We start from the raw sequence: 17747 nt of genomic DNA on the forward strand, positions 1-17747 counted from the left end.
CTGACTTTCTACTGCTGCGGCTGTTCAGAATAGCTCCAGCCGCCGGTGCCGTTTAATTTTAATATCCTGCGGTGGTATGACGTTAGCGTATCCCGGTGGCCAATACTGATTACTGCGGCATCAGGCAGCTTCTCTTTAAGTATCTGGTATATTTCTGCTTCCATGGCAGCGTCAATACAAGCGGTTGTCTCATCGAGGAAGATCCACTTTGGCCGGTGCAAGATGGCCCGGGCCAGGGAAAGCCGTTGGAGTTCACCCGGTGAAAGGTTTTTTGACCAGTCTGTTTCGATATCCAGGCGTGGGAGCAGTGCGGCTAATTTGCATATATGCAGTGCCTCTTCCACCTTATTGTCGGTTACGCTGACGTGTTTGTACGGGTATAGTACCGCCGCGCGCAGTGAGCCAAGCGGGATATAAGGTTTTTGCGGCAGAAACAGGACACTGCCATCCGGCGGGCAGGACATTTGCCCGGAGAAATAGGGCCAGACTCCGGCTAATGTCTGTAATAATGTGGTTTTGCCACAGCCCGAAGGACCGGTAATCAGCAGGCTGTCACCACCGGGGAGCGCTAAGGTAAGCTTGTTCACCAGGATATGGCCGGCAGGAGAAAATACGGAAAGTTCTTTGGTTATGAGTGTATCCGGATTGTAAAAGGAAGTGTTTGATGCCAGGTGCTGTGACTGGAGGAGCCGGAGCTGGGTGCAAAACTCCCGCAGCCGGTTAGTTACAGCCTGCCATTGAGCGATTTTCCCAAAGCTTTCAATGATATAGGCGAGCGCGGAATGAACATACCAATAAGCCCCCGATATTTCGAATAATTGCCCAAGCTGTAGCTCGTCATTGAAATATTTGGGAGACGCGATCAAAAAGGCAAATACGGTAGACAACTGTGTATAGGCTGCGGATATCCAGGTAATGTCCCTGGTTGTTTTAATTATTGCAAGCTGGGTAATTACAATACTTGAAAACCATTTTAACAGATTGTGTTTCTCCCAGGTATCTCCCTTGCATAATACAATACCTTCGGCATATTCCTTCAGCCTGATTAAGCTGTAGCGGAAGTTGGCTTCATTGCTTTGCTGGAGGTTATTTTGCAGCATGAGAGGGCGGCCTATCTTTATGGTTACCCAGGTGCCGAGAGCGGAATACAGGAGGGCGGACCAGACCAGGTAACCGGGAATTATGACTTCTGCTGTCAATAAGGAGACCTGGATTTCCCCTGATAACCGCCAAAGGACAACTGAGAATACGATAAGAGTTATTAAATGACGCAGCAGCCCCACGGCCAAATCCAGCGAATGGGTAACAAACAACTGAATGTCCTCGCCGATACGCTGGTCCGGATTATCGATAGCCTTAACAAGAAATCTCATATGAAAATAGTTCTGCTTGTGCAGCCACAGCGTGATATATTTATTCGTTAACCACTGGCGCCACCGCAGCTGCAGCAGCATTTTGACATGTGTCTGCCAGCCTGAGGTTGCGACAAGAATGGAACAAATCAGAGCAAATTGAACTAAAGCATGATAAAAACCGGCAAAGTTATGCTGCTGCAGGTGATTGTAGAAGCCTACCTGCCAATTATTGAGCTGCATATGGAGCAGTACCAGCAAACCGGTGCAAAGGATGAGAAGCAGGGTTAATAGCCAGGCTTTGGGAGCAGCCTTCGACAACCAATAGGACAGTGCCATTCTTACCAAGTGACCTGCTCCTCTCGCGTGAAGATGGAAGTCAGATATGGCATGTATATGCGGTCTTGAGCAGAGATATACAAAATAAGAACAACTTGACACTATTTGGACTGAAGTATATACTGGAAACAATAAACAGAATATTTGAGGTAGGTGCCCAACTGGGCTTAATAGGGAAGACCGGTGAAAAGCCGGCGCGGTCCCGCCACTGTAACGGGGAGTAAGCTTAAGATATGCCACTGGGATGATTTTCTGGGAAGGTTTAAGCAAGCTATGATCCGGAGTCAGGAGAACTGCCTGTCTGACAATCACCGTTTGTTACCCACGAGGGTTTGGGGAGGGGATTACAGTAGGCGTTTTGCGGCGTAGCTGAATTCACTTCTGGTTTTATCACCAGAAGTTTTTTATTCTAACCAGTAACCTACTGTTTGTTACTCCCGGCTTTTTATACGGTCGGGAGTTTTTCTGTTTGCAGCTGTTTTTGCTCTGTTTGGCCGCAATGCTGCTGCATAATGTTTACTTAAGAGACAACCTATAGGAGATGAAACGATGATGTTGGCAACCCTGGCTAAACCGTCATGTCGCCTGAGTATGCTCGTGGCTTTAGTAGTGCTGTTCTTCTTTACAGGTGGTTGTACGGGAAAAAATAATACCGGTTCGCCGCAAGGCGGCAATGGAAATATAGCCGGTTCCGGCGGCTATGAGATAGTGGATAGTACCGGCTATGTACTGCAGCTTCCGCAAAAACCGCAAAAAATTGTGCCGCTTTCCGTCAGTACCGACGAAATTCTTTTGGCACTGGTAAACCCGGAGCGTATTGCGGCCCTGACGCATCTTGTGGATGACGCCGGTGTTTCCAATGTTGTGGAACAGGCCAAAGTTGTTCCCAAGAGAATACGTGTTCATGCCGAAAGCATTATTGCGCTTCAGCCGGATCTTGTGCTTATGCCGGATTGGCTGCCGCCGGTGCTGAGCCAAACGCTCAGGGAGACAGGCATTCCCGTCTATGTTTATAAAACCGCCGCCAACGTTGACGAGGTTAAGCAATCTATTATCGCGCTTGCCCGGGTTGTCGGTGAAGAACAGGCCGGTGAACGTCTGGTGGCTGAAATGGAAACGCAGTTGGCGCAAATTAACGAAAAAACCAGCACGATTCCAGCCGATAAGCGCCCGGTAGTTATCCGGTTTTCCCTGATGGGAGATAGTGGCGGTAAAGGGAGTACTTTTGAAGATATTTGCCGCCAGGCAGGGGCAATTGAAGGTGTGGCAGCCGCCGGTTTAAACAATGATGACCTATTGTCCAAAGAACAGCTTGTCCGGATTAATCCGGATATCATTCTGCTGCCGGTCTGGGATTATACCGGCAAAACAGATATTCAGAAGTTTGCTGAGGATGTGCAAAATGATCCGGCTTTGCAGATTGTGAAGGCCATTCACAACAAAAAAATGATTGTTGTGCCTGACAGACACCTGACTTCCACCTCACAGTACATTGTTTACGGTGTGCAGGCTGTGGCCCGGGCTGCCTATCCTCAGCTTTTTTAAGGTTATTGATAATGATACAAACGGAGGGAGAAGAATGAGTTTTATTGCCAAGTGCTTTCAGATATTTCATCAGGGCGGCCCGGTCATGTATCTGATTCTGGCCTGTTCCGTACTGGTGGCCGCCATTGGGGTGGAGCGGTTCATGTATTATAGAAAAATGGACACCGATATGCACGAGTTTACCGGACGCCTTACCGCTTTACTGGAGCGGGATGACTGGGCGGCAGCTCATGAATTATGCCGGCAGACCCAGGGTATTGCCGCTATGGTTGCCGCCAAAGGGATTGCCCATGTGCAGCGGGGCTGCGCGAATATCGAAAGCGTGCTGGAGGGAGAAGCTTCTTTAGCTGTTGCCGGCCTCCGGGCATATTTAAACCATTTGGACACCATTGTAACTATTGCGCCGCTGCTTGGTCTCTTAGGCACAGTTATCGGTATGATTGATTCCTTTAGTGTCATGAATATCAAAGCCGGTCAGCCTCAGGCCATTACCGGCGGTGTCGGGGAAGCGCTCATTGCCACGGCTTCCGGCTTGTGTGTGGCTACCCTGGCTATGATTGTGTACAGTTATTTTAATCACCGGTTAGATCACCTGATTACGACTATTGAGCAGACCTGCCTGCTGGTGATGGGGCATATCAAACAGGAGAAGCGTCATGAAATTGCGTAATTTGCGTTCAGAGCGTCAGCCTAAGCTGATGATTATTCCCATGATTGATATCATTTTCTTTTTACTGGTATTTTTTATCATGAGCACGCTCTATATGGTTGACCAGCAGACAATACCTGTTAACTTGCCGCAAGCCGCTTCAGCCCAGAGTGACAAGCCGCACAGTGTGGCTATTGCCGTTACCAAAGAAGGCCGGATTATGTTTGAGCAGGAAGAGATACCGCTGGAACTGCTGCAAAAGCGGGTGAAGCTGGAGATGGCTAAGCAGGGTGACCTGGTTTTTATCCTGCGTTCGGATAAAACAGCCGAATATGGCAAGGTGGTAGCCGTTCTTGATGAATTAAAGCTGGCCGGGGCGCACCGGGTGGCTATTGCTACTGAAAGGAAGGAGAAGTAATGATTGGTGGCAGGTAGGCGGCTGGCGGTTTATTACGGCCAAATTACCATGTGTTTAAATTAAAAGTGTAATATGAAGGAGAGAAGAAGGATGAGAAGAAAAAGAGGCACCGGTACAAGCAAGAGCTGGCTGTGTGCGATGGTAACCAGTGCATTGTTATTGCAGATGCCGGCTGCTGTGCTGGCAGAAGAGACAGACAACCAGGAAACATTTTCACTTGATGCAATGGTGATTACCGCTAACCGGGTACCGACAGAGGCGGCGAAAACGGCAGCCAATGTCACAGTTGTTTCCCAGGAACAGATTGAAAATGGACCTTATGCCAATTTGGGGGATGTGTTAAGAGATGTTAACGGCGTTGCTGTTACTACCAAAGGCTTTGCCGGTGCCGGTCAGACTGTTTATCTAAACGGCGATGACCGGGTGCTGGTGATGATTGACGGGCGCAGGCTCAGCCGGCCGCAGGGTACAGTAAACGGCGGCCGGGCCAGCATTGATCTCAACTCGATTGTTTCGCTGGATAATATCGAACGTATTGAGATTGTTAAAGGCGGCGCGTCTGCTTTATACGGTTCCGACGCTGTCGGCGGGGTGATTAATATTATTACCCGTAAAGGCACCGAGGCTAAGACCACGGTAGACTTTTCCGCCGGCTCCTGGGGTATACGCAATTACGGGTTGAGTACTCAGGGCAGTGAAAATGGGTTTAGCTGGTATATTACTGCCAATAAAAAAGAACAGGATTATGCGGAATACAATGTGCTCAATCCTGCGTTAACGCCAGGCAGCAGTAAAGGGGACAGCTATCGCTGGCCTAATTCCCGGTATGAGGGAGAAGGATTTACGATGCGGTTGGACAAAACCATTGATGACAACCGTTCTCTGACCTTTAATTTTGAACATTGGAATGATGAAGGCGGGCAGCCGTTTGCGGTTGAATATCCGAGCGAGGGGTCACTTAATCGCTTAACAAGTTTAGCAAACAACTGGGCGCTGACCCATGACTTCAATAAACAGCAAGCTGTGCCGGGTTTTGCCCGGATATATACTAACTATGCCAAGCAGGATTTTTATGGTACCTATAAAAGCAGGGTGCAGGGGCTTGCCTACCAGACTGGCTGGCAACTGGGTGACAAGCATAAACTAATTGCCGGTGTCGATTGGGAAAAGGGAGAAGTCTTAGATAATGTATATTACAGCGGGGAGAATTATAAAAATAAATCGGTAACTAATACAGCAGTTTACCTGCAAGATATTTTTACTGTAACCGACAAATGGACGGTAACACCGGGTATCCGCTATGACCATCACAGCAAATTTGGCGGACAAACAACACCTAAAGTAAATGTCAACTATGGTGCCGATGCAACTACCGATATCTACTTGTCCTATAATAAAGTATTTAAAGCTCCTACCTTGGATGATCTTTACTACAATATGTACGATCCAGACCATGGTTCATCCTATGGAGATCCTAATCTTAAACCCGAAACAGGACATGTAATCAGTGCCGGAGTGAATAAAAGGCTAAGTGACGACACAACCGTAACGGTCAATTATTTTACCAGTGAACTAACCGATGCCATCAAATGGGATAAGGAGGGCAAGGACTCATGGGTGCGCAATATCGCCAAACAAAAAAAACGCGGCATTGAACTTAACCTTAAGCACAAGTTATCGGAACGCTACTATACGGAACTGGGCTATTCTTATGTGAACATCAAAGAAAATAGAAAAAATGCCGGCTACCTTGTCGATCCCAAAAACAGTCAGCCTAACGGCTATCGGGTAAAAGCAGGCTATACGGATGCTAAATGGGATGTGAATGTCAATGGGCAGAGTGCGAGCGGTCTTGACCGGGAGTATTTTGTTGACAGTAATTACTGGGTGTGGAACCTGGCTGCCAATTACAAGATGACGCCTGATGCCACAGTATACTTTAATGTTTATAATTTGGGTGATAAGGCATATGAAATCAATTCCAGCAAAGGTGAATATAACAGGATTGGCGATTTTCCTATGACCTCCCGCCATTTCGTAATGGGAGTCAAATATTCTTTCTAAAATATAATGCTACAAGAGCAAGTGCAGTCAACTAAATTTACAATGCTTTCGATCTGATTTTCTTGCCAGTGATGAGGAGAAGGTAGCATGGACAAGGTATATTCAGAGGAAAGTAACACTTCTTTTCGGCAGATTATAAAAATTACATATCCGGTTGTTCTTTCCATGCTTTCCTTTAATGTTTTGGTGTTTGTTGATCGGCTGTATGTATCCTGGTATGATCTCACCCAATTTGCCGCCATGCTGCCAGCTAGTTTTACGGCTATTGGCCTTGCCAGCATTTTTACGGGAATTGTCGGCTATGTTTCCACTTTGTCTGCGCAATACTATGGTGCGGGACGCTATCCTCAATGTGCTGCGTCTATGTGGCAGGGTATCTATTTGAGCATTGTTTTTGCTTTGCTTCCGTTGAGTATTTCGCCTATAGTTGCTTCTGTATTTCAATTGATGGGGCATACCGGAAGTCTGTTAGCATATGAAAGAGAATATTTTTATCTTATTATTATAGCTGAATGCATTCAAATGTTCTCTACCGCATTTTTTGGTTTTTATTGCGGCATTGGTGATACGAAAACGACTATGCAGGTAGCCGTGCTCATGAATATAATCAATGTCATTTTGGCCGGGGGGCTCGTGTTTGGTAAGTTCGGTCTACCGGAATTGGGAATGATGGGGTCAGGGTTGGCAGCTATTATCAGTTGCTTGGTAGGCCTGTTTTGTTATGTGCTGTTTTTACATAAAGCTGTAATGCGCCAATATCAGCCTTGGCAGCATTACCGGCCAAACAAGCCTTTGCTCTGCAGCCTGCTGCGCTTTGGCTTATTTGCCGGGATTCAGTCTTTTGCGGAAATGGGATACTTTAGTATCTTTCTCCTGATAATTGGCTCAATGGGTGCAATGAATCTGGCTGCGGTGAATGCCGCTTTTGCCATGGAAGCCGTTTTTATTTTACCGGTAATTGGTATGACAACGGCGGTGGGCATTCTTGCAGGTCAGGAGAAAGGGGCTGGCAGGCTAGGCAATATCCCGGAGATTTTTAAAAAAGGGTTGGTCTTGGGGCTTAGTTTTAATGTTCTAATCCTAATTTCATGCAATTTCTTTCCGGAGCAGCTGATTTCTATTTTTCATTCAGATACCAATGCGGATCAGCATCACTTAGTTTCTATAGCTACTCCCTTGTTACAGCTTACCTCGTTGTGGCTGGTGTTTGATACCATTCATTTAATGGTAGGCAGCGTATTAAAATCTACAGGGGATACGCGTTTTATGATGCTGGTTTATACGGTGGTCCCTTTATTCTTTTATGTGATTATGCCCTATGTGTTTTGTGTCTGGTATCCCTTGCCTTTGAGCTGGTTATGGCTGCTTTTGGTTGTCTATAGCGCTACAATGCTGTTGTTGATGGCCACCCGGTTTGTAAATGGGAAATGGAAAAGTATCAAAGTCATTGAGCAAACCTAACGTTTGCTTGGTGGTGCGGCACCAGGCGCAGCTTTATAGAGGAGAGGTGGAAATACATTGTATTGGCAGGCGAAATCTGAAACCATGAAAAAACTGTCTTTGCGCCTAGTGTTGCTACTGTCTGTTATTTTCTACTACAGTACAGTTCAGTGTATGGCGAATGAGCGGAGCGATTTGTACATACTATCTACCGGTGATACTGTTTACCGGCAGGATACCAGTGTGATAGTTGCCTTTAACAGCCCTAAGGCGGTGCTAAGTACCTCCAAGTTCAATGGCGGCTACCAGGATAATCTCTCTGCCGTATTTAACCATGATATGAAACAGGCTGTTGGCGTAACGGCTGATAATTACCTGGATTATTTGAAGCATGTGGCGAAAAACTTGCAGCTTAATCCCAAACGGGTAACCGGTATGGGAACAGCGGCATCCATGGAAAACACCGTCATAAAGTCGGCAAGCTACCAGTCGCTTACGGTGACAGCCATTGCCACCGGCGGTGTGGAGGGAAATGGCGGACGGGCCGGTGATCAGGCAGATTATTTTCTGACAGGGAAAAAGAGAGCTTTGTATAAGCCGGGGACTATTAACATTATACTGGTGATTGATGCCGATATTCCGCCGGCGATAATGGCCAGGGCATTGGTGACCTGCACCGAAGCCAAAACTGCCGCTTTGCAGGAGCTGATGGCCGGCAGCAAGTTTTCCAGCGGGCTGGCAACCGGTTCAGGGACAGATCAGACGATGATCATTGCCAATCCAAGTTCTTCACTCTATCTGGAAGATGCGGGCAAGCATTCCAAACTAGGCGAATTGATCGGCCGTACCGTCAAACAAACGGTCAAGGAAGCGCTGCTAAAGCAGACAGGTTTATCGCCGCAAAAACAGCATAGTGTGCTGCGGCGCATGAATCGCTACGGTGTTATCGAGGAAACATTGTATCAACAATATGTACAGGATATTGGCATGATTGACAAAGAGCGGTTTTTAACGTCACTGCGGCAACTGGACAAAGAATCGCCCCTGGTAACCGGTGCGTCGTTGTATGTCCACTTACTGGATCAATTTCAGTGGGAACTAGTAAGCGGTGATGAACTAACTCAGGCAGGAAATGAACTCCTGGCATTGACGGCAGGCAAATATCATGTTTCGCCGCCGGTCATGCATTCAGCCGAAGTGACACCTGCTATTTATGCCTGGTCTTCTCTGGTAGTAAAGATTTTAGCTGACAGGCTGCAGGTGGAATCTTAATCCCCGCGGAATACAGGAATAGACTTGTGAAATTACAGCAAGGACAAGTAACAGAAGACAAGAAGGACTGGATACTATGACTGGTAGGGTTAAAAATAAAGCCATTTTTTTCAGCGGGATGGGTGTGCTGCTGGTGGTGGTAATTATGGTTTCGCTAGCCTGGGGGCAGGTAGCGGTGCCGCTTGATGCCACACTGTCGGTTATTGGCCAGCAATTGCACCTGCCCGGCACAGAGGGGATTGAGGTTACACAGGAGCATACCTCTGTTATCTGGCATATCCGGATGCCGCGTACTTTGGTCGGGCTGCTGGTAGGAGCGGCACTGGCGGTGTCAGGCGCTGTTATGCAAGGCGTATTTGGCAATTCGCTGGCCGACCCGGGAATTATCGGGGTATCAAGCGGGGCGGCGTTAGGGGCTGTTATTGCCATTGCTTTGGGGGTGACGGCTAACGGAATCTTTTATATGCCGTTTTTTGCTCTGACCGGTGCGCTGCTGGCAGTGGGGTTGACAGTTGCATTAGCTATGCGGAACGGCAAAATCCCGGTGATGGTGCTGCTGTTAGCCGGTGTTGCCGTGAGTATGCTGCTGGGAGCTATGACTTCCGGAATATTAACTTTTATCAATGAATACCGGTTGCGGGAATTTTTATTCTGGATTGTGGGAGGGCTGGATTACCGTCGTTGGGAGCATGTGTATCTGGCCGCCGGTCCGGTTATTGCCGGTATTCTCATTTTGTTTTTATTGGCCAGACATCTTAACATTCTGACTTTAGGTGAACAGGAAGCGCGTTCGGTAGGTGTTCCGGTTGCGTTTCTCCGGATGGTGCTGCTCACTGTATCGGCGGTGACAACTGCCACTGCGGTATGTGTCAGCGGCACAATCGGCTTTGTGGGTTTAATCGTGCCGCATATTATGCGCCTGTTACTGGGGCCGGAACATCGCACCTTGCTGCCTGCCTGTGCAGTGGCCGGGGGCTTGTTTCTGGTGGCCTGTGATACGGCGGGGCGGCTGTTGATTCCACCGTCTGAGGTTCGGGTTGGTATTATGACGGCGCTGCTGGGGGCGCCCTACTTTTTGTATCTGCTGCGTAAAGCGCAGAAAGGAGGAGGGCTGTCATGAATGCGGCCACTCAGATAGCATTAGCTGCCGTTAATGTGGGTGTAACTATCGGTGATAAAGTCATTTTACAGGATATTTCTCTAACCATTAAACCAGGCGAATTTGTCGGCATTATTGGTCCTAATGGCGCAGGCAAAAGCACGCTGCTCAGGGGCTTGCGCGGCATGGGAGCCATTACTTCCGGGGCTGTCCGGGTTTTCGGCCAGCCTGTACGCACGATGGGCGACAAACAGTTGGCGCGCATGATTGCTTATATGCAGCAGGAAGTAAATCTTGGCTTCGGCTTTACCGCGCTGGAGGTGGTAATGGCCGGACGCTATCCTCATCTGAAATGGTGGCAGAACGAGCAGGCTGAGGATTACGAAATTGCCAGGAAGTATATGGAATTTACCGGGGTTGAGGCGTTAGCGGAAAAATCGGTGCAGCAGATGTCCGGCGGGGAACGTCAGCGCGTATTGCTGGCAAAAGTACTGGCGCAGGAGACACCGCTGATTTTTCTCGATGAGCCGACAGCCAGCCTGGATCTTTTGTATCAGGAAGAAATTTTTCGCTACTGCCAGAGTGTGTGCCAAGCAGGAAAAACCGTGCTGATTATTGCTCATGATATCAAATTAGCTGCCAAATTTTGTTCCCGGCTGGTTTTGCTTGCCCGGGGTTCAGTCATTGCCGATGGAGCGCCCGAAGATGTTATTACTGCAGCGAATTTGGAACAGGCATATGGCTTGCATTCGGCTGTTTTTATCAATAAAGTAACAGGTAACCTGGATATTCATACCTATGAGGCTGCCGGTACTTTGGGCGGCCGTCCGGCAGTTCATATTGTCGGTGGCGGGGGTTCGGCCGGACATATCATGCGCCTATTGCATGAACGGGCATATACTATGAGTGGCGGTGTTTTTCAACAAGGTGACACCGATGCAGAGGTTGCTGCGGCATTTGGCATTAAGGCTGTCATCGGCCAACCTTTTTGTCCGGTTAGTGAAGAACAGGCAAGGGAAAATCGGGAGAAAATCCTGACAGCAGACATTACGGTATTATGCAACCTGTACTACAGCCAGCAAAATCTGGCTAATCTTGAGGTGGCGTTTGACGCTAAGAAACTTATTGTCATTGAAGATACCGTCATCGAAGACCGTGATTTTACCGGCGGCAAAGCAAGCGAACTTTATCGTAAGTTACTCAGTCTGCCGCAGGTGACGGTTTTGAGTTCCAGCCAGTTTACCGAACAGATCATTAAAGACAGATTGTAAGGAGAGAGGAGTGTTGTTGGCTTGGCAGAATCCCAAGGATTAATTATTGTGAATACCGGAAATGGCAAAGGCAAAACAACGGCAGCCCTGGGGCTGGGCATGCGGGCCTGGGGACAAGGTCTGCGGGTACTTGTGCTGCAATTCATCAAAGGGAATTGGAAGTATGGCGAATTAACAGCTGCTGAAAGAATGGGGGCAGATTTTGTTATCCGACAGTTGGGCGAGGGCTTTGTGGGAAATAGCAGTGACGATGAAAAGGAGGACCATAAGAAAGCGGCCCAAGCGGCATTGGAAGATGCCAGACAGGAAATCATGTCAGGAAAGTGGGACATGATTATTCTGGATGAAATTAATTATGCCATCGGCTATGGGCTGATTTCGGCAGACGAAGTGCTGGATGTATTAGCAAAAAAAACGGGCTCTTTACACCTTGTCCTTACCGGACGTGGTGCCCGGCAGGAAATTATTGATAAAGCTGATTTAGTAACAGAAATGAGAGAAATTAAGCACCCCCTTAAACAGGGCATAAAGGCGCAAAAGGGTATTGAATTTTGATCGGGAAAACTTAAGTGAGGAGCTTGGCATGCTGCAACTTGTGAATTTATCGAACTATCATACCGACAATGCGCTCATTGGCAACAGCCCTGAGTATCTGCAGGCTTTTTTGACACAATATAAGCTGGACGGTTTGGAAATGATGTTCTGCGCTCCCTGGGATACCGAACTCCACCAGCGCAAATGGCTGCAAGGCTGCCATTTGCGCTTCTGGCCCTGGTGGCTGGACTTTTGGCGCGGCGATCAACAGGCGCTGTGCCGGGAGTTTGCCAGTGAGGAGGAAATTGCCGCCTGCTATGGGGGGACAACCCGCGAAGCATGGCTGGATATCTATCGCGATAATATCCGGACTGCTACGGCGGCAGGGGTCAAGTACCTGGTGTTTCATGTCAGCAATGCCAGAGTTGCCGAGTTGTTTAGCTGGCAGTTTCATGCTGCCTGCCGTGAAGTAATAGAAGCCACGATTGAAGTGGTCAATGCGTTGGCACCGGATATTCCGGCAGATACCGCCCTGTTATTTGAAAATTTATGGTGGCCGGGATTAACGCTTAGGGATAAAGAACTGACAGCCATGCTGCTGGATAGTGTCACCCACCGTAATGTCGGCATAATGCTTGATACCGGTCATCTTATGAACACCAACCCAGATTTAAGAACCGAGGCTGAAGGGGTGGAGTATGTCCTGACTACGCTGGATAACCTGGGAAGTTATGCCCGCTATATCAGAGGTATACATTTACATAAATCCTTGGCAGGAAAATATATTCGCTATAGTCAAAGCAATACCGGCAAGCTCAAGGCAGCGTATAATATGGAAGAGGTTATGCATCATGTATTAAAAATTGATGAACACCGTCCTTTTACTACGCCTGCGGTCAAGAATATCATCAATTATGTTCAGCCTGAATTCGTGGTGCATGAATTTATGTACCGATCGTTAACCGACTGGGAAGGAAAACTTAGTCAGCAGTTGCAGGCGCTTGGCCTAATGCATAATGGAATATGATTATTTTTCTAGATATCCAACAATGTGACAGTCATTGTCGATTGTCGATTGACAATCGACAATTGACAAAGTTATACTAATATTGTCAGGATATGAGAGTCTCGGCAATATTTGCGGTTAGAGTAATATATTTACAGTAGTACGGTGACAGGGAGCTTCGGGAGAATTTTTGTTGTTTCGTGTCCATTTTTTTCTCTAACAAACAGCATAACTTTCTTAAGCACAGGATAAAGGTAACATTGGCTTCTTTATCCTGACAGCGGAAATGTAGTGCGCGAGGTGAGAATTATGTATTGTTTTTCGACAATGGAGGAATTCTCGAGATTACGTGAGTCTGTGCGGCAAAAATTGGGACAACTGCTGGATAATGGGGTTGAGCCGCTGTTTGTTGCGGTTAACGAGGCTGTGAATAATGCTATCTTGCATGGAAACAAGCAGGATAAAACCAAAAAGGTATATCTGACAATAACAAGTTCGCCAAATGAAATCAAAGTCATTATTCGGGATGAAGGCAGAGGCTTTAAGCCGGTAAAGCAGCAGGAAACCGAAGAAAATGATTTGCGTGAAAGTGGGCGTGGTCTTGCCATTATCGGAGTTTGTGTCGACCGGTACTATTTTACCGTACAACCAAGTGAAATAGTTTTGATCAAGAACGTAACGCTTTCGCCGGCCCGGGGTAAAGAAAAAGCTGTCAGAAGGGGGCGCTTAGCAAATGCGCATCAGTACCAGTATTATCAATAACCAAGTGATCGTCGATTTGTCGGGCAGCATGTATGTCGAAGGGGCTGAAATCCTAAGAGAAAAGCTCATTAAACACGTAGAAAGCGGCGAAAAACATTTTCTGATAAAAATGGATAAGGTTGACTATATTGACAGTTCGGGACTTGGTGTCCTGGTTTCCATCCATAAGCGGACACGGCAATGCAACGGCAGCCTGGTTATTAGCGGCACAACCGGCTTTGTTAAGGAGTTATTTGAATTGACTCGCCTGGACAAGGTATTTGACATGCAGTAAACCGATAGGGAGATGGAACCATGAGTGTGGCGCAAACACTGCTCAGCCAGGATATGTGTGAATATTGCCAGCGGTTTGATTTGTTGGACATGCTCAACGATGCCGTGCTGTTGCTTGATGCACAGGATGGGGATATTCTGTTTATGAATCAAAAGGCATTGGAACTGTACCAGTATGACAAAAGCGAAATGAAGGCCTTGTCGATTACAGTCCTCAGTCATGATGCTGCTGAAACCACTAAAGACCAAATGGCTATGGTGATTAACCAGTCCAGGAAAGGCTTTGTTTTTACGGCAAATCACGTGAGGAAAAACGGAACCATCTTTAAAGTGGAGATAAGCGCCCGCCACTTAATGATGCATGGCAGGAATGTAGTTGCTGCTTTGATCAGAAATGTAACTATTGATGCTAAAATACGTGAAGAGGTGGCAATAACCGGAAAAATTCAACGGCGTTTGCTGCCGGGAGATTTAGAGACGGTATTGTTCCATATGTGTACCATTTATCAGCCATTACAAGGTTTGAGCGGTGACCTGTATGATGTCAAATATGATGATGAGAACCGGGTCTTGTATGGATTTATTGTGGATGTTATGGGGCATGGACTGGTAGCAACCGGTCAGAGCGGCATTCTACGGTATCTTTTCCGGCAGGCTGTAGAAAAACGCGTTCCGATAAACGGTAAGCTGGCCTGGATCAATAATGAGGTTATACCTTTCTTTAGCAGTGGTGGCTTTGCGGCTGCGCTGCTATTTGAATTTGATTTTACACGTAAAATATTGTCATATTCCTCAGCCGGAATTAATCAATTTTTCTGTCTGGGTGGTGAAGAACCTGCGGTCATAAAGAGTCCGGGCCTGTTTCTGGGTATTAATCAGGATGAAACTTACGACCAGAGCATTTTATCCTTTCAGTCAGGCGACAGTTTTTTCTTTATGACTGACGGTTTGTTTGAAATGATACAACAACCTCTGGCACATTCACACACTTTTCGGAGTATGCATGAATTGTGCAAAAACCTGGCGGTTAGTCAAGCGATTGCTGATGATGCTTCCGCCATTGGTATATTAATTCGATAAAGAAAACATAACTTGCGCCGAGCCTTGGGGCGATGGTGGAAGCCGATACTGCCCTTATCCCGCTCAGGGGTTGTACAGTTGGTTAGCCATTGGAAAAGTGATATAGAAGCTTTGTGGAGAGTGGATATTTTGAATATAAAAATGAAATTGGGATTAAAATTTGCGGTCAGTTTTGGCGTTATTTTGTTGTTGATGGTTGTTATGACAATCAATTCTTTTGTCAATTTGCAAAACATGAAGACCGATGTCACTCAAATCAGTGCGGCCAATGAACGGATGGCTCTGGCTGATACTATTGCCATTAACTATAAAGACGCTGTGGCAACTCTTCGTGCCTATGCTGCTTATGGTGATGCCGGTTACTTGGGACAGACGATCAGCAGTTTCGATAACCTATTGAAATCAGAAGATGAGTTATTGGCACTGGCCAGGCCGGAAAAACGGCAAGAGTGTCAGATTTTGATTGAGGAAACGACACAGTACCGGGATATTGTTATCAACGAATATCTGCCGGTGGTTAAACTTTACCATGCTGCTAAGGCGGCGGGAAACTTTGTGCAGGGGCAGGAATACGAGCGTAGGATGACTGACATTGCCAAGCGTGTTGCGCCGCTGGCCAAATCAATATCCGACCGGGCCGACAGCATTGCTGTTAATAACGCAAGTGTTGCCAAAACCTTGATTGATGACAGTCAAGTGCGTGTTGACCGGATCAATCAGGTTTCGCTTGTAGTTAGCCTTATCGTGCTAGTGCTTGGCATGGCTATTGCCATTGTGTTAACCAATATGGTCCGTAAGCCGATGCTGGCCCTGACGACTATTGCCAAACAATATGCGGAGGGGAACCTGCGTAATATTCCTGAAATCAAAACAACTGACGAAATAGGGGAACTGGCTGATTCATTGAAGGTGATGCATAATAATTTTGTCAGAATGATTACTAATATCCGTACTGCTTCCGATCAACTAGCCACAACATCTGAGCAAATAGCCGCATCCACCGAAGAAGTTACGGCGACCAGTGAGGAAATCTCCCGGAATATGCAGCATTTGACCGAAGAGACCGATCGTGGCAATACCTCTATGCTGGACGCGTCACAAGCATTGATTGAATTGTCCAGCCTTATTCAGATAGCGAAAAAGAAAGCCAACGATGCTTCCAATAATTCGAGTGAAGCCCTTCATGTGGCCGAAAATGGCCGGGTTAAAGTGACGGAATCGGTTAGTAAGATGGATAATATCACTGAGCAGACCAAGAAGTCCAGCATGATTATCGGTGAATTAAGCGAGTACTCCCAGCAAATTTCCCATATCATTGATACCATTACGAATATTGCCAAACAGACCAATCTTCTGGCGCTTAACGCTGCCATTGAAGCTGCCCGGGCAGGAGAGCACGGACGGGGGTTTGCCGTGGTGGCAGAAGAAGTTCGGAAATTGGCCGAGCAGTCTAATCAGGGGGCAATGGAAATTACCGCTCTGGTTCAGAAAGTAACAGAAAAAACCCAACTGGCAGTCGATGCCATGAGCCAAAATGTAATAGAAGTGGAAACAGGGGTCGCCACTGTTAATGAGGCAGGAGCGGCTTTGGATAATATTCTCCAAGCCGTCAAACTCATGGCGGCAGAAACCGGGGAAATTGGAGCAATTACCTCCGAACAGGTGGCCAACTCAGACCAGATTGTGCAATTGATCAATAAACTATCAACAGTTATCGAGACCGCCGCAGCACATACCCTGGAAGTGTCGGCCTCGGTAGAGGAACAATCCTCTGCGATGCAAACTGTAGCAGCTGCAGCAGAAGAAAGCAGTGCTATGGCTACTGAATTGCAGGGATCGGTGCAGAAATTCTTAGTGTAAATAAACACCTGGAGGACAGTCTTATAAAGACACTGTCCTCCAGTGTTTTACTGGACTAGGGCTAGGTAATTACATTAATATGTATTGACAGAAACGCGCCTTTAGGATACTATATAAAAAGTTGCTTGTGAACATAAGTCAAAATATGATAAGAACATGTTCCGGCCGACAAAAATTACCAATAAAAGATATATTGACATGGTGAAAAGTAATGTGTTAATATATAAAAGTCGTCAGCGAACGACAGCGGTTCCCTGAAAACTGAACAATGTAAGTAATGCATCATAAAAAGCCAGATGTGCGGTGCTCAATGAGCACTTTAAATATAAGCAGGCACACGGAATCTGTGATTTTGCTGTAATTGCTTAGTTAGATGTTTTACATCTAACATCAATTTCAAAACTTTATGAGCCACAAAAGGCTCCATAAATAAACTTTTATGGAGAGTTTGATCCTGGCTCAGGACGAACGCTGGCGGCGTGCCTAACACATGCAAGTCGAACGGAGAGTTAGCAATAACTCTTAGTGGCGAACGGGTGAGTAACGCGTAGACAACCTGCCTCTAAACTGGGGACAACACCGCGAAAGTGGTGCTAATACCGAATGTGGTAACTTGGCTGCATGGCTGAGTTAAGAAAGATGGCCTCTTAGCAATGCTATCGTTTAGAGATGGGTCTGCGTCTGATTAGCTAGTTGGTGAGGTAAAGGCTCACCAAGGCGACGATCAGTAGCCGGTCTGAGAGGATGAACGGCCACACTGGGACTGAGACACGGCCCAGACTC

Annotated in this window: 15 protein-coding genes, 1 rRNA gene and 1 riboswitch; of the genes, 15 read left to right on the forward strand and 1 reads right to left on the reverse strand. The window is 47.0% G+C overall.

Annotated features, from left to right (window positions below):
- Nucleotides 1-8: 8 nt before the first annotated feature.
- Complete coding sequence (locus tag GT1_RS19480) at nucleotides 9-1691, reverse strand: ABC transporter ATP-binding protein/permease (RefSeq protein ID WP_223226388.1); 1683 nt, start codon at nucleotides 1689-1691, stop codon at nucleotides 9-11.
- A 134-nt stretch (nucleotides 1692-1825) separates the two neighbouring features.
- Nucleotides 1826-2007: riboswitch (cobalamin riboswitch) on the forward strand.
- A 233-nt stretch (nucleotides 2008-2240) separates the two neighbouring features.
- Here GT1_RS19480 and GT1_RS19485 point away from each other — a divergent pair.
- The 15 genes from GT1_RS19485 to GT1_RS19555 all read left to right on the forward strand — a co-directional run.
- Complete coding sequence (locus GT1_RS19485) at nucleotides 2241-3236, forward strand: ABC transporter substrate-binding protein (RefSeq protein WP_188400116.1); 996 nt, start codon at nucleotides 2241-2243, stop codon at nucleotides 3234-3236.
- Nucleotides 3237-3270: 34 nt separating this feature from the next.
- Nucleotides 3271-3906: a MotA/TolQ/ExbB proton channel family protein gene (locus tag GT1_RS19490; RefSeq protein ID WP_188400117.1), complete on the forward strand. Its 636-nt coding sequence runs from the start codon at nucleotides 3271-3273 to the stop codon at nucleotides 3904-3906.
- Nucleotides 3893-4303, forward strand: a complete 411-nt coding sequence (locus tag GT1_RS19495) for a biopolymer transporter ExbD (protein WP_075753295.1) — start codon at nucleotides 3893-3895, stop codon at nucleotides 4301-4303. The genes GT1_RS19490 and GT1_RS19495 overlap by 14 nt, the downstream gene beginning before the upstream one ends.
- A gap of 90 nt (nucleotides 4304-4393) precedes the next feature.
- Nucleotides 4394-6367, forward strand: coding sequence for a TonB-dependent siderophore receptor (locus GT1_RS19500; RefSeq protein WP_188400118.1), 1974 nt, complete (start codon nucleotides 4394-4396; stop codon nucleotides 6365-6367).
- An 87-nt stretch (nucleotides 6368-6454) separates the two neighbouring features.
- A complete protein-coding gene (locus GT1_RS19505; RefSeq protein WP_188400119.1) occupies nucleotides 6455-7828 on the forward strand; it encodes an MATE family efflux transporter in 1374 nt (457 codons plus the stop codon).
- A gap of 84 nt (nucleotides 7829-7912) precedes the next feature.
- Complete coding sequence (locus GT1_RS19510) at nucleotides 7913-9079, forward strand: adenosylcobinamide amidohydrolase (protein WP_223226385.1); 1167 nt, start codon at nucleotides 7913-7915, stop codon at nucleotides 9077-9079.
- Between the two features lie 76 nt (nucleotides 9080-9155).
- Nucleotides 9156-10199 carry an iron ABC transporter permease gene (locus GT1_RS19515; RefSeq protein WP_075753301.1) on the forward strand — a complete coding sequence of 348 codons (1044 nt, stop codon included), beginning with the start codon at nucleotides 9156-9158 and terminating at the stop codon, nucleotides 10197-10199.
- On the forward strand, nucleotides 10196-11449 hold the full coding sequence (locus GT1_RS19520; protein WP_075753303.1) for an ABC transporter ATP-binding protein: 1254 nt from the start codon (nucleotides 10196-10198) through the stop codon (nucleotides 11447-11449). Before GT1_RS19515 ends, GT1_RS19520 begins: the two co-directional genes overlap by 4 nt.
- Before the next feature lie 21 nt (nucleotides 11450-11470).
- Nucleotides 11471-12004 carry a cob(I)yrinic acid a,c-diamide adenosyltransferase gene (cobO, locus tag GT1_RS19525; protein WP_188400120.1) on the forward strand — a complete coding sequence of 178 codons (534 nt, stop codon included), beginning with the start codon at nucleotides 11471-11473 and terminating at the stop codon, nucleotides 12002-12004.
- Nucleotides 11994-13010, forward strand: a complete 1017-nt coding sequence (locus tag GT1_RS19530; protein WP_223226386.1) for a TIM barrel protein — start codon at nucleotides 11994-11996, stop codon at nucleotides 13008-13010. The genes cobO and GT1_RS19530 overlap by 11 nt, the downstream gene beginning before the upstream one ends.
- Before the next feature lie 336 nt (nucleotides 13011-13346).
- Nucleotides 13347-13751 carry an ATP-binding protein gene (locus tag GT1_RS19535; RefSeq protein ID WP_075753309.1) on the forward strand — a complete coding sequence of 135 codons (405 nt, stop codon included), beginning with the start codon at nucleotides 13347-13349 and terminating at the stop codon, nucleotides 13749-13751.
- Nucleotides 13723-14025: an STAS domain-containing protein gene (locus tag GT1_RS19540; protein ID WP_075753311.1), complete on the forward strand. Its 303-nt coding sequence runs from the start codon at nucleotides 13723-13725 to the stop codon at nucleotides 14023-14025. Before GT1_RS19535 ends, GT1_RS19540 begins: the two co-directional genes overlap by 29 nt.
- 20 nt (nucleotides 14026-14045) lie before the next feature.
- Nucleotides 14046-15104, forward strand: coding sequence for a SpoIIE family protein phosphatase (locus GT1_RS19545; protein ID WP_188400121.1), 1059 nt, complete (start codon nucleotides 14046-14048; stop codon nucleotides 15102-15104).
- A 129-nt stretch (nucleotides 15105-15233) separates the two neighbouring features.
- The gene (locus GT1_RS19550; RefSeq protein ID WP_075753315.1) at nucleotides 15234-16964 is read left to right on the forward strand and encodes a methyl-accepting chemotaxis protein; all 1731 of its coding nucleotides are present in this window, start codon (nucleotides 15234-15236) and stop codon (nucleotides 16962-16964) included.
- Between the two features lie 436 nt (nucleotides 16965-17400).
- Nucleotides 17401-17747 (forward strand): 16S ribosomal RNA (locus GT1_RS19555); the annotation flags it as partial.

Origin of the sequence: Sporomusa sp. GT1 (assembly GCF_014634905.1) — a bacterium.
Classification (GTDB): domain Bacteria; phylum Bacillota; class Negativicutes; order Sporomusales; family Sporomusaceae; genus Sporomusa; species Sporomusa sphaeroides.